Annotated in this window: 19 protein-coding genes; 6 read left to right on the top strand and 13 right to left on the bottom strand. The window is 31.0% G+C overall.

The window, feature by feature from the left end:
- Positions 1-5: 5 nt before the first annotated feature.
- The 7 genes from JEY78_RS01260 to JEY78_RS01230 form a co-directional block, all read right to left on the bottom strand.
- A complete protein-coding gene (locus tag JEY78_RS01260) occupies positions 6-1013 on the bottom strand; it encodes a cytochrome c oxidase subunit II (RefSeq protein ID WP_291846141.1) in 1008 nt (335 codons plus the stop codon).
- Positions 1014-1104: 91 nt separating this feature from the next.
- Positions 1105-2439: a quinol:cytochrome C oxidoreductase gene (locus JEY78_RS01255; protein ID WP_291846139.1), complete on the bottom strand. Its 1335-nt coding sequence runs from the start codon at positions 2437-2439 to the stop codon at positions 1105-1107.
- 29 nt (positions 2440-2468) lie between these two features.
- Positions 2469-3023, bottom strand: coding sequence for a cytochrome c (locus tag JEY78_RS01250; protein ID WP_291846138.1), 555 nt, complete (start codon positions 3021-3023; stop codon positions 2469-2471).
- A gap of 1 nt (position 3024) precedes the next feature.
- On the bottom strand, positions 3025-3552 hold the full coding sequence (locus tag JEY78_RS01245; RefSeq protein ID WP_291846136.1) for a DUF3341 domain-containing protein: 528 nt from the start codon (positions 3550-3552) through the stop codon (positions 3025-3027).
- Between the two features lie 2 nt (positions 3553-3554).
- The gene (gene nrfD, locus JEY78_RS01240; protein WP_291846134.1) at positions 3555-5267 is read right to left on the bottom strand and encodes an NrfD/PsrC family molybdoenzyme membrane anchor subunit; all 1713 of its coding nucleotides are present in this window, start codon (positions 5265-5267) and stop codon (positions 3555-3557) included.
- Positions 5268-5301: 34 nt separating this feature from the next.
- Complete coding sequence (locus JEY78_RS01235) at positions 5302-8361, bottom strand: TAT-variant-translocated molybdopterin oxidoreductase (RefSeq protein WP_291846132.1); 3060 nt, start codon at positions 8359-8361, stop codon at positions 5302-5304.
- 32 nt (positions 8362-8393) lie between these two features.
- Positions 8394-9956, bottom strand: a complete 1563-nt coding sequence (locus JEY78_RS01230; protein WP_291846131.1) for a c-type cytochrome — start codon at positions 9954-9956, stop codon at positions 8394-8396.
- 220 nt (positions 9957-10176) lie between these two features.
- Between JEY78_RS01230 and JEY78_RS01225 the strand changes: the two genes are divergently transcribed.
- A complete protein-coding gene (locus tag JEY78_RS01225) occupies positions 10177-10548 on the top strand; it encodes an SPOR domain-containing protein (RefSeq protein WP_291846130.1) in 372 nt (123 codons plus the stop codon).
- On the opposite strand, the gene dnaG is transcribed toward JEY78_RS01225, so the two are convergent.
- The 3 genes from dnaG to clpP all read right to left on the bottom strand — a co-directional run bounded on the left by dnaG (position 10545) and on the right by clpP (position 14574).
- On the bottom strand, positions 10545-12524 hold the full coding sequence (gene dnaG / locus JEY78_RS01220) for a DNA primase (protein ID WP_291846129.1): 1980 nt from the start codon (positions 12522-12524) through the stop codon (positions 10545-10547). The genes JEY78_RS01225 and dnaG overlap by 4 nt on opposite strands.
- A gap of 101 nt (positions 12525-12625) precedes the next feature.
- Complete coding sequence (gene clpX, locus JEY78_RS01215) at positions 12626-13867, bottom strand: ATP-dependent Clp protease ATP-binding subunit ClpX (protein WP_291846127.1); 1242 nt, start codon at positions 13865-13867, stop codon at positions 12626-12628.
- 47 nt (positions 13868-13914) lie between these two features.
- Positions 13915-14574: an ATP-dependent Clp endopeptidase proteolytic subunit ClpP gene (gene clpP / locus JEY78_RS01210; protein WP_291846126.1), complete on the bottom strand. Its 660-nt coding sequence runs from the start codon at positions 14572-14574 to the stop codon at positions 13915-13917.
- Between the two features lie 199 nt (positions 14575-14773).
- On the opposite strand from clpP, the gene JEY78_RS01205 reads away from it, so the two are divergent.
- The 5 genes from JEY78_RS01205 to JEY78_RS01185 all read left to right on the top strand — a co-directional run bounded on the left by JEY78_RS01205 (position 14774) and on the right by JEY78_RS01185 (position 20880).
- Positions 14774-15268 (top strand): hypothetical protein, encoded by a 495-nt coding sequence (locus JEY78_RS01205; protein ID WP_291846124.1) that lies wholly within the window; start codon positions 14774-14776, stop codon positions 15266-15268.
- Positions 15269-15378: 110 nt separating this feature from the next.
- A complete protein-coding gene (locus JEY78_RS01200) occupies positions 15379-16974 on the top strand; it encodes a M1 family metallopeptidase (RefSeq protein WP_291846122.1) in 1596 nt (531 codons plus the stop codon).
- 2 nt (positions 16975-16976) lie between these two features.
- Positions 16977-17603, top strand: a complete 627-nt coding sequence (locus JEY78_RS01195) for a methyltransferase domain-containing protein (RefSeq protein WP_291846120.1) — start codon at positions 16977-16979, stop codon at positions 17601-17603.
- Between the two features lie 73 nt (positions 17604-17676).
- Complete coding sequence (locus JEY78_RS01190) at positions 17677-19008, top strand: DEAD/DEAH box helicase (protein WP_291846118.1); 1332 nt, start codon at positions 17677-17679, stop codon at positions 19006-19008.
- 39 nt (positions 19009-19047) lie between these two features.
- Entirely contained in the window at positions 19048-20880 is a 1833-nt protein-coding gene (locus JEY78_RS01185) for a pyruvate kinase (RefSeq protein ID WP_291846116.1), read from the top strand.
- Positions 20881-20936: 56 nt separating this feature from the next.
- On the opposite strand, the gene tig is transcribed toward JEY78_RS01185, so the two are convergent.
- The 3 genes from tig to JEY78_RS01170 form a co-directional block, all read right to left on the bottom strand.
- Positions 20937-22259 carry a trigger factor gene (tig, locus tag JEY78_RS01180; RefSeq protein WP_291846115.1) on the bottom strand — a complete coding sequence of 441 codons (1323 nt, stop codon included), beginning with the start codon at positions 22257-22259 and terminating at the stop codon, positions 20937-20939.
- Positions 22260-22350: 91 nt separating this feature from the next.
- Positions 22351-22701 carry a phage holin family protein gene (locus JEY78_RS01175; protein WP_291846113.1) on the bottom strand — a complete coding sequence of 117 codons (351 nt, stop codon included), beginning with the start codon at positions 22699-22701 and terminating at the stop codon, positions 22351-22353.
- Between the two features lie 57 nt (positions 22702-22758).
- On the bottom strand, positions 22759-23523 hold the full coding sequence (locus tag JEY78_RS01170; RefSeq protein ID WP_291846111.1) for an alpha/beta fold hydrolase: 765 nt from the start codon (positions 23521-23523) through the stop codon (positions 22759-22761).
- Positions 23524-23567: the final 44 nt, after the last annotated feature.

Here is a 23567-nt window from a genome sequence, read left to right as displayed (position 1 = left end):
AAATTTTATTGAACAACTTGAGCCATTGTTTTTTGACTAGCTAACCAAGTATTAAATTGATCCTCTTCTTCAACAATAATTTTCATTTGCATATTATAATGTGAAGCTCCACAAATTTTATTACAAAGTAATAAATAATCAAATACATAAGGGTCTTCTCCTTTTTCAGCTCTTATTTTATTAATTCCTTCAACTTTAGCAACGGTTTTTTCATTTACTCTCATTTCATCAGTTGTCATACTTGGTGTAAAAGCAAATTCGGTAACCATACCAGGAACACAGTTCATTTGAGCTCTAAAATGAGGCATAAATGCAGAGTGTAAAACATCTTGTGAACGGAATTTAAAAATTACTTTTCGTCCTTTTGGCAAGTGCAATTCTCTTGTTGGAATATCGTCTAAAGCATTTTTATCAGTCATATCAACCCCCATGGTATTAATACCTTTTATATTTCTAACATTTGCTAAACCCAACTCATTATCATTTCCTGCATAACGCGCTTCCCATTGAAATTGTTTTGCGTATACTTCAATAATTAACGGGTTTTCTGCATCCGAAGAATCCATTACATCATTCCATACAGTTAAACCGTATAAAACTAAACCAGCCAAAACAATAGCAGGAACAACAGTCCAAATGGTTTCCAATTTATGACTATCGGCATAAAAAAGTGCCTTTCTACCTTTAACTCCTCTGTATTTAAAAGCAAAATAAAACAATAAAAATTGTGTAATTGCCTGAACAACAAGTATTAATAACATTGTTATTAAATACAAAGTGTCATATTTTTCACCTTCTGCCGATGCTGATTCTGGCAATAGAATTACTGAGTATTTCCAAAATGAAAATATCATTAAGCCATAAAAGAAAATCCCAAAAAGAGCGAATAAAATTCCCTGAGTATTGTTATCCTTCTCAGTGGCTATTACGCCTTTTAAGTTAAAAATACTCGCTATCTGCCATATTGCAACGGCAACAACAATAGCAAGTAATACATAAAGTAATGCTGTCATATTTTTTTAGTTGTTAGTATAGTAGTGCCAAATATAAAAAAAATCCTGAATAATTAGAATTCAGGATTCATTTATACTTAAAATAATATTATTAATAGTGAAAATGTTCACTTTCTTTAATAAATGGATTTCCTTTTGCTAATAAAGGAGCTTTTGATAATGCTGTAAACACAACATAAATAAATAAGCCTAGTATTAATAATACTGAACCAATTTCTGAAATACCAATAAACCATTGATCTCCAACAGTTGCAGGCATAATCATCACAAAAATATCTATGTAATGACCAATTAGAATTATTATACCTGTAAAAATAATAAACCAATTTACACGTTTAAAGTCGCTATTCATTAATACTAATAATGGGAAAACAAAGTTTAAAACCACCATTCCTAAAAAAGGTAATTTATAGTCGCCAAATCTAGTAGCAAAATATGTTACCTCTTCAGGTATATTAGCATACCAAATTAACATAAATTGAGAGAACCATAAATATGTCCAAAAAATACTAAATCCAAACATAAATTTTGCTAAATCATGTAAGTGGCTATTATTAACAAATTCTAAATACCCTTTTCCCTTTAAATAGATTGAAACCAAAGCAATTGTTGTAACTGCAGAAACAATCATACTAGCAAAAACATACCAGCCAAATAAAGTACTAAACCAATGTGGATCTAAACTCATAATCCAATCCCAAGACATCATAGATTCGGTAACTAAAAAGAACACTAAAAATGCTGCAGAACGCTTAAATAATTTCGTATAGTTACTAATGTCTCCAGCCGCAGCATTGTCTTGTGCTAAGGTTAATTTTCTTGCATGTTGACGATACCAAATCCACCCGCCAATATAAATTGCCGCTCTTGCTAAAAAGAAAGGAATGTTTAAATACCCTGATTTATTTTGAATTAATTCATCGTGCGCAACTACTTCAGGATCCATCCAAATAAATAAGTGATTTAAATGTAAAGATGATAACACGAAAAATACGAATAATAAAACTCCACCAACTGGCAAGTATGCCGTAATTGCTTCCATTACTCTAAATAATACTACAGACCATCCTGCTTGTGCCGCATGTTGAATTGCATAAAATGCTAAGGTTGCCAACGAAATCATAAAAAAGAAAAACAAGGCAACATATAATGCTGACCATGGTTTATTTTTTAAATAATGATATGCGTGTTCAGCATGGGTATCATCTGAATGTGCCACATTTTCATGTGCATCAGTTGTTTCAGTTGCATGTGCTTCATTTTCAATAGTAGCAGTTTCACCATGAGCGTCATGACTTTCTGCTAACATTACTTTAACATCTTCTACTGAATTTGGCGTTGAGAAAAACCCGTAGGCTACTCCCAAAAATCCTATAATCATTAAAGCAAATGAAAATTGTTTTAATTTACTTGAAAAGGTATACATATCTAAAAAATTCTATCTTAGTAAAAGTGTTATTGTAATAATTCTGTTCTAAGCTGTTGAACGTACATTGTAACTTGCCAACGTTCTTTAGCAGTTAATTGAGAAGCATGTGATCCCATCATATTTCTTCCATACATAATCACATGGTAAATACTTCCTTCTGTAATTTCTCTATCTTTATAATTAGGAACTCCTAAAAATTTATCTCTTTTAACTAATTCACCGTCTCCTGCACCAATACTTCCATGACATGATATGCAATAAATATCAAACATTTTTTTACCGTTTGCTAAATTAGTTTCATTTATTTCAAAAGGATTTTTTAATTCCAATTTAGCGGCTTCGTACCCTTCATTTGTATTTTCATAGTCATAAGGAACTTGACCACGAGCAATAGTTCCTTCAATAGGAATTTGAGTAGTCATACCGTTTGCATAATTTGGGTTTGTAGAATAAGTTTCATATCCAACCGACTTATACATATCTGGCATATATTGGTAATTTGGCTTTGTTTTATCACTCCAACAAGATGATAATGTAATTATGAAAGCCAACGCTATTGTTATTTTTAAAATGCTCTTCATTTTAATTATGCTTTTCTGTTACTTTAATTTCTACAGTTCCAGTTTGTTCTAAAAAGGATACCAATTCATCTTCATTTCCATCAACATAAACTTCCATTACAAACATATCATCTGTTGTTCTTGGATCAGGGTTTTCAGCTTCTTTAAAAGGCCATAATCTACTACGCATATAAAATGTTATTACCATTAAATGTGCTGCAAAAAACACACTTAATTCAAACATAATTGGTACAAATGCTGGCATATTTAATACAAAACTAAAACTTGGTTTTCCTCCAATATCCTGAGGCCATTGTTCAATCATCATATAATTCATCATCCAAATAGCAAATGAAAACCCAACACAACCATATAAAAAAGCTGTAATAGCAATTCTGGTTCCTTTAAGACCCATTGCTTTATCTAATCCATGAACTGGAAATGGCGTGTACACTTCTGCAATATGATGATTTGCTGCACGTACCTCTTTAACGGCATCCATCAAGATGTCATCGTCGTTATACATTGCTTGTATTACTTTTGAGCTCATATCTACCCTTTATTTTTTAAGTTTTTTGCTTGTCCTGCCCAATCATCACGTAACGCTCTTCCTTTAAAAGAATCTAATAATGAATCTAACAAGTCATATTCTTTTTCTGTCATTTTACTAACTTGATCGAACGTATAAATACCAATTTCGTTCAAAGTTTCTTCTAATTTAGGACCCACACCACTTATTAATTTTAAGTCATCGGCCTTTTCAGTAGCAGCATCAAATATTCCTAATGCACCTAATAAATTATTTTTAGAAGCAGTAGTATCCTCAACAACTTCAATTTTCTTAGAAGTAACTATTTTTTTTGCAGGAGCAGGATTTTTAGCACCAGCATCTCTATGTAATTTATAATTTTCACCTGAAGATTTTAAAATAGATTTTACTTCAGCTTGAGCAATTACAGGGAATGTTCTTGCATATAATAAAAACAATACAAAGAAAAACCCGATTGTACCCACATAAATTCCAATATCCACAAATGTTGGAGAAAACATTGTCCAAGATGAAGGTAAGTAATCTCTATGTAATGAGGTTACAATAATTACAAAACGTTCAAACCACATTCCAACATTCACTACAATTGAAATAAAGAAAGAGAACATTATACTTGTACGTAATCTTTTAGACCACATAAATTGTGGAGAGAATACGTTACAACTCATCATTAATAAATATGCCCACCAGTAAGGTCCTGTTGCTCTATTTAAGAACGCATATTGTTCGTATTCAACACCTGAATACCAAGCTATAAATAACTCTGTAATGTATGCACATCCAACTATTGAACCCGTAATCATAATTACAATGTTCATTAATTCTATATGTTGAACTGTAATATAAGCTTCTAAATTTGAAACTTTTCTCATAATGATTAACAAGGTATTAACCATTGCAAACCCAGAGAAAACCGCTCCCGCAACAAAGTATGGAGGGAAAATTGTAGTATGCCAACCTGGAATAACAGATGTAGCAAAGTCAAAAGATACAATTGTATGAACTGAAAGTACTAACGGAGTAGCTAAACCAGCTAACACCAATGATACTTCTTCAAAACGTTGCCAGTCTTTTGCTCTACCAGTCCATCCAAAACTAACCAAACTATAAATTTTCTTTTGAAAAGGTTTTACAGCTCTATCACGTAACATTGCGAAATCAGGCAATAAACCAGTCCACCAGAAAACTAATGAAACTGATAAATAAGTTGAAATTGCAAAAACGTCCCATAATAATGGTGAGTTAAAGTTTGTCCAAAGTGTTCCAAATTGGTTAGGAATAGGTAATACAAAGTGTGCATTCCATACACGACCCATATGTATTACTGGAAATAAACCTGCCTGAACAACAGAGAAAATTGTCATTGCTTCTGCAGAACGGTTAATACCCATTCTCCATTTTTGACGGAACAACAATAATACTGCGGAAATTAATGTACCAGCGTGACCGATACCTACCCACCATACAAAGTTGGTAATATCCCAAGCCCATCCTACGGTTTTATTTAATCCCCAAACTCCAATTCCTGTTCCAATAGTGTACATAATTGATCCTAATCCCCACAAAAAGGCTAGTAATGCAATTGTAAATGCAGTCCACCATAATTTATTTGCTTTACCTTCAATTGGAGCTGCTACTTCAACGGTAATATCGTGGTAGCTTTTATCTCCAACAATTAAAGGTCTTCTAATAGGTGCTTCGTAATGAGACGACATAATTCTTATTTAATTATTATCTATTATTATTAATTTATGCTTCTTGAGTATTTCTTACTTTCACATGGTAAACTACATTTGGTTTAGTTCCTACCTGCTCTAATAAGTGATATGCTCTTTTATCTTTTGCTAATGCTGTCACTGTATCATCTTCTTTATTCACATCTCCAAACACCATTGCTCCAGTACTACAAGCATTAGAACACGCAGTTGAAAACTCATTTGTATTCACTGGTCTTCCTTCTTTCTTCGCTTTTAAAATTGTAGCCTGTGTCATTTGAATACACATTGAACATTTTTCCATAACACCTCTAGAACGCACAACTACATCTGGATTTAATACCATTTTACCTAAATCGTCATTCATATTGAAATCAAATTCGCTGTTATTTGGATAATTAAACCAGTTAAATCTACGTACTTTATATGGACAGTTGTTTGCGCAATAACGAGTACCAACACAACGATTATATGCCATATGGTTTTGACCCTGACGACTGTGTGATGTTGCAGCAACTGGACAAACAGTTTCACATGGTGCGTGATTACAATGTTGACACATTACTGGTTGAAATGCCACCGATGGATTATCAGAAGGATGTTCTAAATCAGACATCGCTGTTTTAAAACCTATTACCCCTTTACCATTCTCTTTCACTTCATTATCCCCAGCAAAATCTTCTTCGTGAGAATAATATCTATCAATACGCAACCAGTGCATATCTCTCGATTTTCTAATTTCTTCTTTACCAACAACTGGCACATTATTTTCAGCGTGACAAGCAATTACGCAAGCTCCACAACCTGTACAGGCATTTAAATCTATTGATAAATTAAAATGATGCCCGATTGATCTATCAAAAGAATCCCATAAATCAACACTTGTTGCATCAACTTCATTATGGTTTAAAGATACCTTCGGAATTATATTCCATTCAGCGGCATCTTTATTAATAAAGTCCTCTAAAGTTGTTTCTTTAATAATATCTCCTCTACCCATTAAGGTATTTTGCAACTGAACGCACGCAAATTCGTGTTCTCCAGCAACAACTTTTAAAGTAACATCTGATTGAAAGTTATTAAAACCTTTATAAAATTGGTAAGCATTTTTACCAGTTTGCATTTCTTCTTTTAAACCTTGCTTACGTCCATAACCAAGCGCTAATCCTAAAGATCCTTTTGCTTGACCTGGTTGAATTAAAGCCGGTAAAATTTCTGAAACTCCATTTACGGTTAATTCAACTAAACTACCATTTAATGCTCCGTTTGAAACATGATGATTTTCAACTCCAATAGACTCAGCATCTGCTTTAGAGATCGTTATGTAATTATCCCAAGATGTTCTTGTAATTGGATCTGGAAATTCCTGTAACCAAGGGTTGTTAGCCATTTGGCCATCACCCATCCCGGTTTTTGTATATAAAGATAGCTCTAAACCACTTCCTTTTATAGCTGCTAAAGCAGATCCAGCGGCATCAATATCAACTTCTAAAGCTGAAACATCTGGAGAAACTTCTGAAGAAACAAAAATACCATCGTGTAATGCTTGATTCCAAGAAGTGCCACCTAAAATATCAGTACTCCATAATTCTTTTAAGAAATCGTAATATGTTGAAGCGCTTCCAGTCCAAGTTAATAATACATCTTGAAACTGACGTGTATTAAATAATGGTTTAATAGTTGGTTGCATTAAACTATATTGCCCTTTTTTGATCACTACATCACCCCAAGACTCTAAATAATGTGGAGTTGCTAATGCATATTGAACAGCATTTGCTGTTTCATTATCTTGCATAGAAAATGCAACAGATAATTTCACTTTTTTTAATCCTTCTAAAAACTCAGCAGCATTTGGTAATGAATAAACAGGATTTGAATTATTAATAATAACCGCACCAATTTTTCCTTCATTCATATCAGCTATTAACTGAGCAACTACAGCATCATTTCCTTTTCTTATATTTTTAGTTGCAACTACATCAATTACTTCACTATTAATAGCATTGTTAATTGCCAATGCTAATAACTGTGCCTTTTTATCTTGAATTCCAGTTACTACAACTGCTTTTGTTCCAGCAGCTTTAATTTGAGCCGCAGCGTTTTGAATTGTATCATTTAACGGACTTGCTTCTTTTGTTGCAATTCCCTTAACTACTGCGTTATATAATTTAATCAATGCTAAATTTTGTTCTGATGGTTTTACCATTAAACGTTTATCAGCATTAGCGCCAGTTAATGTCATATTAGATTCTATTTGAATATGACGAGACATTTTTCCATTTTGAGGAACACGTCCTTTTGCATATCCAGCATCAAATCCACCACCTTGCCAATCTCCTAAGAAATCCGCACCAATAGATACAATTACATCCGCTTTTTCAAGATTATAATCTGGCAAAGCTCTCGTTCCATATAGTGCTTCAAAAGCATCTAATGCAGCAGATTCAGAAACTGCATCATAAGCGATATGATTTACAGTCCCAAAAGTTTCACCTAATTTTCCTATTAATTTTTTAGTTGAAGGACTCGCACAGGTTCCAGTTAACACGGCAATTGGTAATCCAGCCTCTTTAATCTCATTTAATTTTGAAATAATTTGACTGTCCGCATCTGCCCAAGAAATATCAGCCCCATTAGCTTTTGGCGCTTTTAAACGCAAACTGTCATACAATGAAAGTACCGAAGCTTGAACACGTGCATTTGTAGTCCCACTAGCTTCTTTATTTGGTTCAATTTTTATTGGACGACCTTCTCTAACTTTCACCAATACATTTGCAAAATCAAATCCATCTGCCATAGTAGTTGCATAATATTCAGCAACACCAGGAATAATATCATTTGGTTTTATAACGTAAGGAATTGATTTTACTACTGGACCTTCACAAGCAGCTAAAGAAGCTGCTGCAGTTGTAAATCCAACATACTTTAAAAAGTCTCTACGTGTTGTTGATGATGACTCAAGATTTTCTTTATTTCCTAAAAATTCATCTGTAGGAATTTCTTCAACAAACTCGTTATTTTTTAACGTATCAACAAGCAAGCTATTTTCGTTTAGCTCTTCAACACTTTTCCAGTATTTTTTGTTTGATGCCATTTTATATTTAGTTATTTACTTCGTAATTAATATTAATAGTGACACTTACCACATTCTAAACCACCCATTTGAGCAGCAGTCACTTTTTCTACACCATATTTCTTAGACAATTGGTCGTGAATATTTTTATAATATCCATTTTCAGTCATATCAACCTCAGTTTGTCTGTGACAGTCAATACACCATCCCATTGTAAGTGGTGAAAACTGACGCATTTCGTGCATTGTTTCAACTGGCCCATGGCAAGTTTGACATTGAACACCTGCAACTGTTACGTGTTGAGAGTGATTATAGTAAGCAAAATCTGCTAAATTATGAATTCGCACCCATTCAATTGGTTTCTGTTGGAATCCTTCAATGTATTTTACATTTTCTTTATCCCATCCTACTGCATCATATATTTTTTGGATTTCTTTATCTAAATCTTCTTTTGTATGACCATCAAACAATTCTCCATTATATTCTGAAATTGATTTATGGCAATTCATACAAACATTTGCTGTTGGAATACCTGAAGTTTTACTGTGCTTAGCAGAAGAGTGACAATATTGACAATCTATTTTATTATCACCAGCGTGAACTGCATGTGAAAATGCTATTGGCTGAATTGGCTGATAACCTTCATTTACATCTATTTGTAATAACCAAGCAAACAACATCCATGTTCCACCTAATAAAACAAATATTAAAGTTAAGAAACGCAAGAAAGGGTTAAAAAACATACTTTTTAACATACTTCCTGCTTCCTCTTCTCCTTCAACAACTTTTTTATTGGTAGTTGCTGCAACTATAATTGATAATAATAAAAATACCAAAATAGTAATTGCTAGAGACGGAAGAATTCCAATTCCTGGTTTATTAAATATTTCTTCGCTACCAGCTGTTGATGTTGCAACAGCAGCAGGTTGAACATCTCCAACAGCTAAATATTTCAATACATTATCAATATCTTCATCAGATAATTGAGGAAATGGTGTCATAGCTGCAGGATTACTATCCTGAACTTCTTTTGCTAATTTATCGCCCGAAGCAACCAAAGCATTGTTGTCTTTAATCCAAGCTTTCAACCAAGAAGCTTCACGCTTTTCAGTAATTTTTAATAACTCCGGACCAATAAGTTTCCCTTCTAATTTGTGACAAGCTGCACAATTGGCCTTGAAAATTTGTTTACCTAATTCTACACCAGGATCAACATCAGCAGACGCAACTGAAGTTGCAGCGACTGGAGCTCCTTTTGTATATACCAATATATCATTGATATCTGAATCACTTAATTGAGGGAAAGGTGTCATAGCTGCAGGATTGCTATCTTGAACTTCCTTTGCTAATTTATCACCAGAAGCAACCAACGCATTGTTGTCTTTAATCCAAGCTTTTAGCCATTCTAAATCTCTTCTTTCAGTGATTTTTAATAATTCAGGACCTATTAATTTTTTATCTAACTTATGACAAGCAGCGCAATTAGCCTTGAAGAGCTTTTCTCCATTTGCGGCATCGCCTTCTTGTGCAAATAAATTAAGTGAAAATAATAAAAGGAAAGCAAGACTATATTTGACTAATCTTGATAAGGGACTGTGTAATTTCACACTTTTCATACTTAAAAAAAATCTTTTCTTTCTTGTTTGGTACAATATTTTCATATAAAAACATATGACATAAGTCATTTTTTTAAATGATTTCACAAAAGTACTATTATTAACCAAAACTAAAAATCTAAAAATTGTGTTAAAGTTAATTTATATTCATTCTAAATAATAAAAATAAAGATGTGTATTTCAGATAAAACCATAAATTTGAACAAAAATTAAAAATTTTATGAATATTTCATTAAAAAACATAAAAATATTGGCTTTTATAGCTGTTTTTTTGAGTTTAAACTACAGCTATGCACAAACAGAAAGTGCTAAAATTGATAAATTAATTGAGCAAAAAAGAGCATTTAATAAGAAAAATAAAAACCTTGGAGGTTTTAAAATACAGATTTACAACGGAAATGAATCGCAAGCATACAAAATTGAGCAAGAAAGCAAAGCAAATTTTCCAGAATATATGACAAGTACAAAATATAAAGCACCAGAATGGAAAACTCAAATTGGCCCGTTTAAAACTAGATTAGAAGCCGACAGAACATTACTTATTATTAAAAAGAAATATGTTGGGGCAATTGTTATTGAAGACAAAAATTAAATAACTCTATTTAATCGTTCAAACAACAACTTTTTTAAGCTAGAATAGTTTACAATTGTTTCCAAAATTTGTTCACGCTCATTTTCATTTATTTCATCGGATATGAGCGTATTTATTTTCTCTTCAATTAAAACACGGCGTAAGTTATAAATTGCATCTAATACCATTTTAGAAAGATCGCTTTCTTTAGACCTTGTAAATATATTTTTACGTTCCCAATTACTTAAAACATATTTTTCATCATCCATTAAAATATTTGTAACCAAATTGGAAATTTCAGGATTTGAGCTATTCACTAGTGAATCTACAGAAATAGTTTCATTTAGATTTAATTGTTCAATTACTTTGTAATAAATATGTTTAAAAGTGTCATCTGTAAATTCAATTTCATCTTCCTGCAAATTCAAATAAACTTCTTTAGAAACTGCGTTTGTAATTTGTACTTTCTTTAATTTTTGAGGTTTATTTGGATCAATAATCTCCGGTGCTTCATAATCCACAAAATCCACTTCATTATTACCATACAACAATAATATTTTTATAATTTCTCGTTCGTATTTTGTTAATTCATTTACCTTTTCTAACTGTGGTGTTTTAGTTAAAACTGGTTCAGAAGGTTTATCATACGATGGTTTTCCAGAAGCATCTCTTTGCTCCTTCTTATCTAATTGAGCTAACTCACTAAACAAAACAGATTCAGAAATATCCATAATTCTAGAGCATTCCTGAATATACACTTCACGCTGAATTCTATCTGGAATTTTTGAAATACTCACTACAATATCACGTATTAATCCCGCTTTTTTAACAGGATCATTCTGTGCGTCTTTCATTAATAAAGACACTTTAAAATTGATAAAATCTTGCGAGTTATTTTCTAGATATTCTTTTAATTCTTTCTCAGAAACTTTTTTCGCAAAACTATCTGGATCATCGCCATCAGGAAAAGATAATACACGCACATTCATTCCCTGCTCTAAAATTAAATCGATTCCACGAATGGAAGCTCTTATTCCTGCTGCATCACCATCAAAAAGAATGGTAATATTTTTTGTTAATCTGTTTATTAATCTAATCTGATTTTCCGTAAGAGCAGTTCCAGAAGAAGCCACTACATTTTCAACACCTTTTTGGTGAAATGAAATTACATCTGTATAGCCTTCCACCAAATAACAAGTATCTTCTTTTGCAATGGTTTGTTTAGCGTAATAAATACCGTATAAAATATTTCCTTTATGGTAAATATCGCTATCGGGTGAGTTTAAATATTTAGCAGCTTTTTTATCATTGGTTAAAATTCTACCTCCAAAACCAAGCACTCTTCCACTCATACTATGAATTGGAAACAACACTCTACCTTTAAACCTATCAAATTGCTTAGTTCCGTTGGGCGCTAACAAATCTTGTTTTACAATGGTTAAACCAGTAGATTCTAAATATTTTAAATTATATCCTTTATTTAAAGCTTCAGAAGAAAACGCATCCCAATTATTTAAAGAATACCCCAGTTGAAACTTTTTAATAGTTTCATCGGTAAAACCACGTTCTTGAAAATAACTTAAACCAATTGCTTTTCCTTCATTGTCTTCTAACAATATTCTTTGAAAATAATCTCTAGCAAATTCTGACACCAAAAACATACTTTCACGTTCATCCGATTGTTGTTTTTGTTCATCGGTTTGTTCGGTTTCTTCTAATTCTATATTGTATTTTTTGGCTAAATACCGAATAGCTTCAGGATACGAATAGTGTTCATGTTCCATTAAAAAAGAAACAGCATTTCCGCCCTTACCAGTACTAAAATCTTTCCAAATTCCTTTTACTGGCGAAACCATAAAGGAAGGTGAGCGCTCTTCCGAAAAAGGACTTAAGCCTTTAAAGTTACTTCCTGCTCTTTTTAATTGTACAAATTCGCCAATAACCTCCTCTACACGAGCAGTTTCAAAAACTCTATCTATGGTTTCTCTGGAAATCAATTTTATTGAATGTTTTTAAGAGTTCTAAATTACAAAAATTAGATAAAAAAATCACCCTTCAACAAGTAAAGGGTGATTTTATTTCACAAAGCACATTTCTATTAAGAAACTGCCTTTAATTTTTTAATGGTAGACTTATTAATTTTATTTTCTGCGTATTTTTTATCTATTGACAATTGAGTTTCATCTGTTCCGGGCAATTCAAACATAGCATCTGTTAAAATAGCTTCACATAAAGAACGTAAACCTCTAGCACCTAGCTTGTATTCAACAGCCTTATCAACAATGTACAGCAACGCTTTTTCATTAATAGAAAACTCAATACCATCCATTTTAAACAACTTTTGATATTGTTTTATGATGGAGTTTTTAGGTTCCGTTAAAATAGCTCTCAACGTATCTGCATCTAATGGATCCATATGTGTTAAAACTGGTAAACGACCAATAATTTCAGGAATTAAACCAAATTCTTTTAAATCTTTTGGAATAATATATTTTAGCAAATTACTTTCGTCTACTTTATCAATTTTTATGGAAGCGCTATAACCAACAGCTTGTCTATTTAAACGTTTTCCAATTACTTTATCAATTCCAGAAAAAGCACCACCAGCAATAAATAATATATTTTTAGTGTTTACTTCAATAAACTTTTGATCTGGATGCTTTCTTCCTCCTTTTGGCGGAACATTTACAACAGATCCTTCTAATAATTTTAATAAAGCTTGCTGAACTCCTTCACCTGAAACATCTCTTGTAATAGATGGATTGTCACCTTTACGGGCTATTTTATCAATTTCATCAATAAAAACAATTCCTTTTTCTGCTTTGGCAACATCATAATCTGCTGCTTGAAGCAAACGTGTTAAAATAGTTTCAACATCTTCACCAACATAACCTGCTTCTGTTAAAACTGTTGCATCTACAATACAAAACGGAACATTTAACATACGTGCAATGGTTCTGGCAATTAAGGTTTTACCAGTCCCTGTTTCTCCAACAATTATAATATTACTTTTTTCAATATCAATATCATCTTCATCTTTAGAAACTGGTTGCAATAAACGCTTGTAGTGGTTATAAACTGCCACTGCCATAACTCTTTTGCCTTCATCTTGACCAATCATATATTGATCAATAAATTCTTTTATTTCTCGAGGTTTTTTAAGAATTAATTCTGAAGAAAGACTTGAGGTTTTATTCTCTGCAATTTCTTCCATCACAATTCCGTGCGCTTGCTCAATGCATCTATCACAAATATGAGCATCTAAACCTGCAATAAGCAAATCTGTTTCTGGCTTTTTTCTTCCACAAAATGAACATTCTAAAACATCATCCTTTGCCATAATTTCTTTAATTTTTTAGTTAAATTTAAGGGGTAATTAAGAAATTATTATTTTCTCATTAAAATTTCATCAATCATTCCATATGCTTTGGCTTCTTCAGCTTTCATCCAATAATCTCTATCCGAATCCGCATGAACTTTTTCCATAGATTGCCCAGAATGCTTAGATATTATTTGGTACAATTCATCTTTTAATTTCATAATTTCTCTTGCAGTAATTTCAATATCACTTGCTTGTCCTTGCGCACCACCTAATGGTTGGTGAATCATTATTCTTGAATGGGGTAAAGCAGAACGTTTTCCTTTTTCACCTGCACACATTAAAACTGCCCCCATAGATGCTGCCATTCCAGTACAAATTGTTGCTACTTCTGGCTTAATAAATTGCATCGTATCATAGATTCCTAAACCTGCGTAAACGCCACCACCTGGTGAGTTTATATAAATTGAAATATCTTTAGAATTATCTACACTTTCTAAAAACAATAATTGTGCTTGAATAATATTAGCTACGTAATCATCTATGGCAGTTCCTAAAAATATGATTCTATCCATCATTAAACGAGAAAAAACGTCCATTTGAGCAACATTTAATTGGCGCTCTTCAATAATATAAGGTGTTACACTGCTCACCAATTTATCGTAATGCAAACTACTAATTCCTTGCTGCTTTGTTGCAAACTTTTTAAATTCTTTTCCGTAATCCATTTTTCAGGGTTTTAAATATTTAGTGGGTAAAGATAAGAAGTATTTATTTATTTTAAAGTCAATTTGCTTAAGGAATATTTAATCAACCTCATTTTGTGATAATTATGGCAATTTTTTCGCTATTTTATTATGCGCGCATAATATTTTTAGCTATCTTTGAGAAGGTTTTTAGAAATTAAAAATATAAATAAATTTTATCATGAAATTAAAAATAATAACATTATTACTTGTTGTATTTACAATAAGTATTTACGCACAAGAGTTTGAGAAAGGGACCATTATAACGAAGCGTTATGATACCATTAAAGATGTACAAATTGAAAAAATGAATGATTCAAAAAGCATTCTTCATATTAATTATATTGATGCTGATGGATTGAGTCAATCACCCGATATTGAGACTATAAAATGCTATACTCGCGGAGACGAAATGTTTTGCCGAATATATAATTCCGGAGAAATGGTCATGGCAAAAAAAATTGCTTCAGGTGAAAAATTGAATTTATATCTAAGAGATAACTCTTACTATATTGAAAAAGTATTCGACGAATTAATTAAAGTACCTTCTTCAAACAGCAAATTTAGTAAAGTATTGAGTGATTTTTTAAGTGAATCACCTCAAATAGCAGACAAAATTAAATCGCAAGAATTAAAAGATATTTTAGAAATTGTAAACCTTTATAATAAAGGATAGTATTTTGGTTTTAGTTAAAAAGCCCGAAAAACAAGAATTTTCGGGCTTTTTTATGCAACTAATTCTATGTTTTGGGTATATTTGAACTTCAACAACAACGTTATCAATTTATGAAAAATCAAATTAATTTCATCCTTATTTTAATTACTTTTATATCAACTTCAAATGCTCAAAACTTTCAAAATAGGCTTGAAACAATTGATGTTCAAAATTACAAACTTTCCATTGCTGTGAACGATACCACAAATAGCATTAAAGCTACTATGGCTATTTCATTGAAGTTTAAAAAGATTATTCCTGAATTTACATTAGATTTTATAAAAAAAGATAGTACTGGAAAAGGCATGGAAATAACTTCAATATTCCAAAATAGAGATTCAGTTACTTACACACATACCACTAACAAACTGATAATCAAATCCAATAAAATAAAAACAGATAGCATTTACACGTACACAATTAGCTATGAAGGAATTCCAAAAGATGGATTAATTATTAGCAATAATTTATATGGAGATCGTACTTTTTTTGGTGATAATTGGCCAAACAGAGCGCACAATTGGTTTCCATGTGTAGATCATCCTTCTGATAAAGCAACTATAGAATATATTATAACTGCACCCAATTATTACCAAGTAATTGCTAATGGTTTTGAAGTAGAAGAAACCAATTTAAACAATAATTTAAAACAATATAATTACACTTCAAACATTCCATTACCTACCAAGGTTATGGTAATTGGTATTGCTAAATTTGCTGTTCAAAATATTGGTGAAACACATAATATACCGGTTTCAACTTGGGTATATCCACAAACAAAGGAAAATGGTTTTTACGATTTTTCAACGGCAAAAGATGTGCTAAATTTCTTTATTGAAAATGTTGGAGAATATCCGTTTGAAAAATTAGCAAACGTACAATCCAAAACACGTTTTGGCGGTATGGAAAATGCCGGAAATATTTTCTATTTCGAAAAATCTGTTACAGGAAAACGTGAACACGAAGATTTAATTGCTCATGAAATAGCACATCAATGGTTTGGAAATTCAGCAACAGAACTAGATTGGCCTCACATATGGTTAAGCGAAGGTTTTGCTACTTATTTTACAAATTTATACGTTCAAAAAAGTTTAGGCGAAGCCGCTTTTCAAGAACGTTTATCTACAGAAAAAGAAGAAATTATTGCATTTCACAAAAAGCAACAAACGCCCGTAATTGATTACTTCTCCACTAATTTAATGAGTATTTTAAACCCAAATTCTTATCAAAAAGGCGGTTGGTTTTTGCATATGCTGCATCATAAATTAGGTGAAGATACTTTTTGGAAGAGCATCCAATTATACTATGACACTTATAAATTTAAAAACGCAACTACCGACGATTTTAGAAAATGCATAGAAAGTGTTTCTAACAGTAATTTAGAAGACTTTTTTCACGAATGGCTAGGACAATCTGGACATCCAATTTTAAAAACAAGTTGGATATATCACCAACATAAACTGCGCCTTATTATTGATCAAGTTCAAGAAAATGATTTTAAATTCCCTTTAGATATTGAATTAATATATACAGACGGAACTTCTGAAATTAAAACAATTCAAGTAACTAATAAATTTGCGCCAAACGAAATTTCGGCTAAAAGTGAAGTTAAAGACATAAAAATAGATCCAAATAATTATTTATTATTTGAACTTATTAAAGATTAATTATGAACTGTTCACTTTGTAATACCAAAACTAGTTTGTTTTTTCATTTAAATGAAAAAGAATATTACAAGTGCTCAAATTGTAATGCTATTTTAATGAACCCAAATCATTTTGTTTCACCCTCACAAGAAATTAAAAGATATAAAAATCATAATAACGACATAAATGATATTGGTTATCAAAATTTTGTTAAACCTATACTAAATGGTGTTTTAACCGATTTTAACTCCACAAACATAGGTTTAGATTTTGGTTGTGGAACAGGACCAGTAATTACAAAATTATTACGTGATAAAAATTATAACATCACCACTTATGATCCTTTTTTTGATAACAATTTAACTGCCTTAAAAACTACCTATAATTTTATAGTTTGTTGCGAAGTTATTGAACATTTTCATCAACCGTTAAAAGAGTTTAAATTATTAAAATCATTATTAAAACTAAATGGAAAATTGTATTGTATGACCGATGTTTATAAAGAAACTATCAACTTTGAAAGTTGGTATTATAAAAACGATGAAACCCACGTATCTTTTTATCATAAAAACACTTTTGATTGGATTAAAAACGAGCTTGGCTTCTCTAAAGTAACGGTTTTAAACCGATTAATTATTTTTGAAAACTAACCATTTTCCCAAATTATTGCTAACAATCAAAATATGTGTGTATTAACACTTATATTTGCAAAAAAATAAAACAATGACATTTTCAGATTTAAACTTAAACCGCTTTTTATTGAATGCCTTAGATGACCTTGGTTTAAAAACGCCAACACCTATTCAAGAAAAAGCTTTTTCGGTAATTATGAGTAGTAAAGATGTTGTTGGAATAGCACAAACCGGAACTGGTAAAACCTACGCATACTTATTACCAATTTTAAGACAATTAACCTATTCCGATCAAAAATTTCCACGTGTATTAATTGTTGTGCCAACAAGAGAATTAGTAGTGCAAGTGGTGCAAGAAATTGAAAATTTAACACCATATATAAATATAAGATTTGCCGGAATTTATGGAGGAACAAATATTAATAACGATAAACAACTTGTTTTTAAAGGTTTAGATATTATAGTTGCAACTCCTGGTAGATTATTAGATTTAGCTTTAGACGGTATTTTAAAACTAAAATCAATTCAAAAATTAGTCATTGATGAAGTAGATGAAATGTTGAATTTAGGTTTTTTACCGCAACTTTCCACCTTGTTAGATTTACTTCCAAAAAAGCGTCAAAGCATTTTATTTTCTGCAACGTTAACAAAAGAAGTAGATGATTTATTAGATGTTTTCTTTAAAAATCCTATTAAAATTGAAGTTGGAGCAAGCGGAAGTCCGTTGGATACTATTGAGCAACAAGCCTATCCAGTTCAAAATTTCAACACAAAAGTTAACTTTTTAATTTCGCTTTTAAAAGATAAAGAAGTGTATAAAAAAGTATTGGTATTTGTGAAAAACAAGAAACAAGCCAATATTTTACATGCTGAATTAGATATTGCCTTACCAAATCAGGCACAAGTAATTCATTCAAATAAAACTCAAAATTACAGATTACGCTCTGTAGAAAATTTTGAAAACAATAAATTTCCCGTTTTAATTGCAACAGATATTGTTTCTCGTGGAATTGACATATCGGATGTTAGTCATGTGATTAATATGAATATTCCTAAAAAACCGGAAAACTATATTCATAGAATTGGTAGAACTGGTAGAGCGGAACAAAAAGGAACTTCTATTTCATTTTTTACCGAAGATGAAGCTGAATATTTAGGTGAAATTGAATTATTAATGAATAGAGAAATTGATGTGTATGATTTACCCGAAAGCATTGAAATTTCAGAAGAATTAATAGATGAAGAAATTCCGAGAGATCCTCAGGAAATAAATAATGATACGCGTTCTTCTGGCTCAGATTCCGGTTCTGGTTTTCACGAAAAAAAGGAAAAAAACAAAAAAGTAAACCTTGGTGGGTCTTACCGAAGAGAGATTGCTAAAAAGTATAAAAAGCCTAAAACTCGCGCTCCAAAAAGAAAATAATGAACTAAATTATTTGTATTTTTAGTTCAAAATTTTTTTATGTTATTCGATATTCAAAAATTGCAGGAAGTAAACGCTCAAATTGATGCTATTTTAGATAAAATGGCAGCTTTTGAAAACACCTACAAATTGCAAATAGATAATGTGCATCCTAACTATAAATACAGCGCTAAAAATTTAATTCATTATTTAGCATTTAGAAGTTTAGACAATACACCATTTCAAAAAAATTTAAACGATTTAGGTTTGCCAACATCTGTAAATACGGAAAGTAGCATTCTACATACAATACTTATTTACAGAACCTTAGTAAGTCATTTGTTAAAAATTGATGATACAATTCCTAAGCAATCATTTTTAACAAATAAAGAAAGTAAACAACTTTTAAAAAAAAATACCAACGCATTATTTGGTGAAAAACCAATAAATAGACGAACACGGATTTTGGTTACACAACCAACAAATGCAGCCGAAAGTAGTACTTTTTCTGAACATTTAATTAACGCCGGAATGAATTGTTCACGTGTAAATTGCGCACATGATGATGAAGTAACTTGGAAAAAAATAATTGACAATATTAAAAACGCAAATCCAGATTGTAAAGTAATGATGGATTTAGGTGGACCAAAATTACGAACTGGAAAAATGAAACCCGGTCATAAAGTAATTCATATTAAACCAAAACGAAATTCATTAGGGCAATTAATCGCTCCAGCAAAAATTTGGTTAGCTCCTTATGGAATGCTTCCTCCAAAAGATTCTCAGGCCGATGCTGTTATAACCGTTAATAAAAAGTGGCTTAAAAAAACTAAAAAAGGATCCTATTTTACGTTTACAGATTCTCGTGACAAAAAATGTAAAATAACCATTCAAGAAAAAGAAGGTTACGGCAGATGGGCAACTTGTAAAGATTCTGCTTTTGTAACAACAGGAATGCAGTTAACCGTTTTTCTTCAAAAGAAATCTACTTCGGAATTACATACAGTTCACGAATTATTACCGCTAGAAGAAATTATTTATTTATTTGAAGGCGATACTTTAAAATTAAATAAAGAACCTATTTTAGGCGAACCAGCTACTTTTGATGAACAAGGAAATATGATAGATTTCGCGCATATTTCTTGCACATTACCACAACTATTTTCAAAGATTAAAAAAGGAGAATTAATATATTTTGATGATGGTAAAATTGAAGGTATAATTGATGAAATTCACCCAGATTATTTATTGATTAAAATTACCAATGCAAAAACCACTGGAGGAAAACTAAGAGCCGATAAAGGAATTAATTTACCTGATAGCGAACTAGGAATTAGCGGTTTAACCGATAAAGATAAAACCGATTTAAAGTTTATAGCTAAAAACGCTGATGCGGTAAATTTTTCGTTTGTAAATAATAAGCAAGATGTTGAAGATTTATTAAATGAGCTAAAAAAATTAGATGCATCTATTGGAATCATTCTTAAGATTGAAACTCAAAAATCTTTTGAAAACTTACCAAGTATTTTATTAAAAGCTATGGAAAATTATCCAATTGGAGTTATGATTGCTCGTGGAGATTTAGCTATTGAAACAGGTTGGAAAAACTTTGCCATTATACAGGAAGAAATTTTAAGCGTTTGCGAAGCTGCGCATATTCCAGATATTTGGGCAACTCAAGTTTTGGAAAATTTAGCAAAGAAAGGAATTCCAACCAGAGCAGAAATAACCGATGCCGCTATGTCTCAACGTGCAGAATGTGTGATGCTTAACAAAGGGCCTTATATTGAAAAAGCTGTAAAAATGCTCGATAAAATTTTAAGCAAAATGCAACAAATTCAGAAAAAAAGAATTTCGTTATTACCACAATTAAAGTTTACAGAAAACTTATAAAACAAAAAAACCTTAAAGCAAACTTTAAGGTTTTTTATTATTTATTTATGTGAAAATTATTTGTAAACTTCTTTTACAAAGTTTTCATAATTTACTTCTTTTACTTTAAAAGTAATGTTCTCTTTATAGAACGTTAATAATTTTTGACTCATTAATTGTTCTTGTAAACGCTTAGCTTCGTCTTGATTACCTAATACTCTTTGTACAATATCTTCTAAATCTTTTTCTTCTGGATTTAACTGACCATATTGTGCCATTTGAGCTTTTACAAATCCTTTTGTAAAGTCTTTTAACTCATCAAAACTAATTTGTAATTTGTTATTACTAATAACTTTTCCTTCAATTAATTGGTAACGTAAACCTTTTTCAGATTTGTCAAATTCTTCAGCAGCTTGTTCTGCACTCATTGGTTTTTCACCTGCAACAGCTAACCATTTTTTCAAGAATTCAGCTGGTAAATCAAATTTAGTATTTTCAACTAAATATTCAGTAACAGCATTTAATAATTGTTGATCTGCTTGTTGTTGAAATTGCTTTTCAGCATCTTCTTTAATTTTTTCTTTTAACTCTTCAATAGATTTTACTACATCTGGGCCAAAAATCTTATCAAATAATTCTTGATTTATTTCAGCAAGTTCAGTAACATTAATTTCTTCAATTGTAAAAGTTAATGGAATTTCTAATCCGTGAACTTCATCATGTCCTAATCCTAAAGCACCCATTAATTTATGGTCATCTTCAAAAAGTCCTTTGCTTTCTAACTCAACAACATCTCCAACTTTTTTACCAATAAATTTCTTTTGGTTTGCTTTTCCTTTAATGTCTTCTAAAGAAATAGTTGATTTTTTATCAATCCCTTTTTCTTCATTTGCAAAAGAACCAGCAATATTTACTCCTTCTTCTACAACTTCTTTAGCAACTAGTGTACCAAAACGTTTTTGAAGATTTTCAACTTCTTTGTTTAATAATTCTTCGTCTGCAACAATATTGTATTGTGTAATTTTATTTTTTGCGCTTAAATCAACATCAAATTCTGGAGCTAAACCTAACTCAAATTCAAATGCGTAATCCGCTGAATCCCAATTAAAATCATCTTGCATTTTTGGCAATGGATTTCCTAAAATGTCTAATTTTTCTTCAACCAAGAAATTATTTAATGATTCTTGCAATAATTTATTTACCTCATCAATCATTATAGATTTTCCGTACTGTTTTTTTACCATTCCCATTGGAACTTGTCCTTTTCTAAATCCAGGAATATTGGCTTTTTGACGGTAATCTTTTAAAATTTTATCTACTTTCTCTTGGTAATCAGCAGCCGAAATTTCAACCTTCACAACTGCATTTAACGCATCAATATTTTCTTTTGTAATATTCATTTTATGCTATTTTACTTAAAATCATTAAAAATTGGGTGCAAAAGTACTATAATTTATACACTTTTCAAATATTTAATTCACTCAAACTCAACTATTTTTTATCATCTTCCTTTAAAAATGAATACAAAATAGATTGTAACATTGATAATAAGATACTAAATAAAAGTGCTGTCCAAAAACCTGCTACCTCAAATCCATCAACAAAATAACCTGCTAATAAAATTATTACAGCATTTATAACTAATAAAAAAAGTCCTAAAGTTAAAATAGTAGCTGGCAAGGTTAAGATTACCAATATTGGTTTTACCGTAATTCTTAAAAAAGCAAGCACAATAGCTAAAAACATAGCACTCACAAAATTAGTAACTGTAACTCCTGGTAAAAAATTTGCTATTACAACTACAGCAACAGCAGTTAATAGCATTCTTAATATAGTTTTCATTTTTTTAATTTATAATTATGAACTATAAACATAACTATAATTGTGCCATTTTACTAATTAGCTTAAAAAAGTGATTACTTCGTTATAAAACTGGGTTGGATTCTCGGCATGAAGCCAATGACCTGCATTTTTGACAGTTATAATTTTAGCATTTGCAAAATGTGCATTTATTAACGGAATTTCTTCTGAAGTGATATAATTAGAATTTTCGCCTTTTAAAAATAATGTTGGCCCATCAAAATGTGTAAATGATGGCAATGCCTCACCTACTTCGCTGTTATTTTCGGATAAACTATGTAAATTGAATCGAAAAGCTAAAGATTCCTTATTTTTTCTGAAAACATTTTTTAACATAAACTGCAGCACATTTTCATCTTTCATATAAATTCTTAAAACTTCTTCTACTTTACTTCGTGTATTATGCAGTGAGAAATTAACTGAATTTAACGCCGCTAAAATTGGTTGATGATGTGGCTCGTAATATTTAGGACTGATATCTGCAATTATAAGTTTATCAACCAATTCCGGATACGTAACCGCAAACAACATAGCTACTTTTCCACCCATTGAATGACCTAATAATATGACTTTTTCTAATTTATAGTGTTGAATATATGCGTATAAATCTTCTACCAATAGTTCATAATCAAAATCATCCGAATGAAAACTTCTACCGTGATTTCTTTGGTCTATTAAGTGAACTTGGTAATTTTCAGAAAACTGATTTCCTAACGTTTTCCAGTTATCACTCATTCCAAAATAGCCATGTAAAATTAAAAATGGTTGGCCTTCTCCGGATATTGTTGAATGTAATAATTGCATGTACTTGCTAATTTTAGAGCTTCAAAAAAAGAGATTACTACCTT

Origin of the sequence: Lutibacter sp. (assembly GCF_016342705.1) — a bacterium.
In the GTDB taxonomy this organism is placed as follows: domain Bacteria; phylum Bacteroidota; class Bacteroidia; order Flavobacteriales; family Flavobacteriaceae; genus Lutibacter.
This window is presented reverse-complemented; position numbering and strand designations above follow the sequence as displayed.

What these genes read in the sequence shown, in the direction of transcription:
- JEY78_RS01245 (WP_291846136.1), bottom strand. Translation starts at nt 3,552, where the DNA reads ATGAGCTCAAAAGTAATACAAGCAATGTATAACGACGATGACATCTTG.
- JEY78_RS01200 (WP_291846122.1), top strand. Translation starts at nt 15,379, where the DNA reads ATGAAAAATCAAATTAATTTCATCCTTATTTTAATTACTTTTATATCA.
- JEY78_RS01195 (WP_291846120.1), top strand. Translation starts at nt 16,977, where the DNA reads ATGAACTGTTCACTTTGTAATACCAAAACTAGTTTGTTTTTTCATTTA.
- JEY78_RS01230 (WP_291846131.1), bottom strand. Translation starts at nt 9,956, where the DNA reads ATGAAAAGTGTGAAATTACACAGTCCCTTATCAAGATTAGTCAAATAT.
- JEY78_RS01225 (WP_291846130.1), top strand. Translation starts at nt 10,177, where the DNA reads ATGAATATTTCATTAAAAAACATAAAAATATTGGCTTTTATAGCTGTT.
- clpP (WP_291846126.1), bottom strand. Translation starts at nt 14,574, where the DNA reads ATGGATTACGGAAAAGAATTTAAAAAGTTTGCAACAAAGCAGCAAGGA.
- nrfD (WP_291846134.1), bottom strand. Translation starts at nt 5,267, where the DNA reads ATGTCGTCTCATTACGAAGCACCTATTAGAAGACCTTTAATTGTTGGA.
- JEY78_RS01185 (WP_291846116.1), top strand. Translation starts at nt 19,048, where the DNA reads ATGTTATTCGATATTCAAAAATTGCAGGAAGTAAACGCTCAAATTGAT.
- JEY78_RS01235 (WP_291846132.1), bottom strand. Translation starts at nt 8,361, where the DNA reads ATGGCATCAAACAAAAAATACTGGAAAAGTGTTGAAGAGCTAAACGAA.
- JEY78_RS01205 (WP_291846124.1), top strand. Translation starts at nt 14,774, where the DNA reads ATGAAATTAAAAATAATAACATTATTACTTGTTGTATTTACAATAAGT.
- clpX (WP_291846127.1), bottom strand. Translation starts at nt 13,867, where the DNA reads ATGGCAAAGGATGATGTTTTAGAATGTTCATTTTGTGGAAGAAAAAAG.
- JEY78_RS01190 (WP_291846118.1), top strand. Translation starts at nt 17,677, where the DNA reads ATGACATTTTCAGATTTAAACTTAAACCGCTTTTTATTGAATGCCTTA.
- JEY78_RS01250 (WP_291846138.1), bottom strand. Translation starts at nt 3,023, where the DNA reads ATGAAGAGCATTTTAAAAATAACAATAGCGTTGGCTTTCATAATTACA.
- JEY78_RS01170 (WP_291846111.1), bottom strand. Translation starts at nt 23,523, where the DNA reads ATGCAATTATTACATTCAACAATATCCGGAGAAGGCCAACCATTTTTA.
- JEY78_RS01175 (WP_291846113.1), bottom strand. Translation starts at nt 22,701, where the DNA reads ATGAAAACTATATTAAGAATGCTATTAACTGCTGTTGCTGTAGTTGTA.
- tig (WP_291846115.1), bottom strand. Translation starts at nt 22,259, where the DNA reads ATGAATATTACAAAAGAAAATATTGATGCGTTAAATGCAGTTGTGAAG.
- JEY78_RS01255 (WP_291846139.1), bottom strand. Translation starts at nt 2,439, where the DNA reads ATGTATACCTTTTCAAGTAAATTAAAACAATTTTCATTTGCTTTAATG.
- JEY78_RS01260 (WP_291846141.1), bottom strand. Translation starts at nt 1,013, where the DNA reads ATGACAGCATTACTTTATGTATTACTTGCTATTGTTGTTGCCGTTGCA.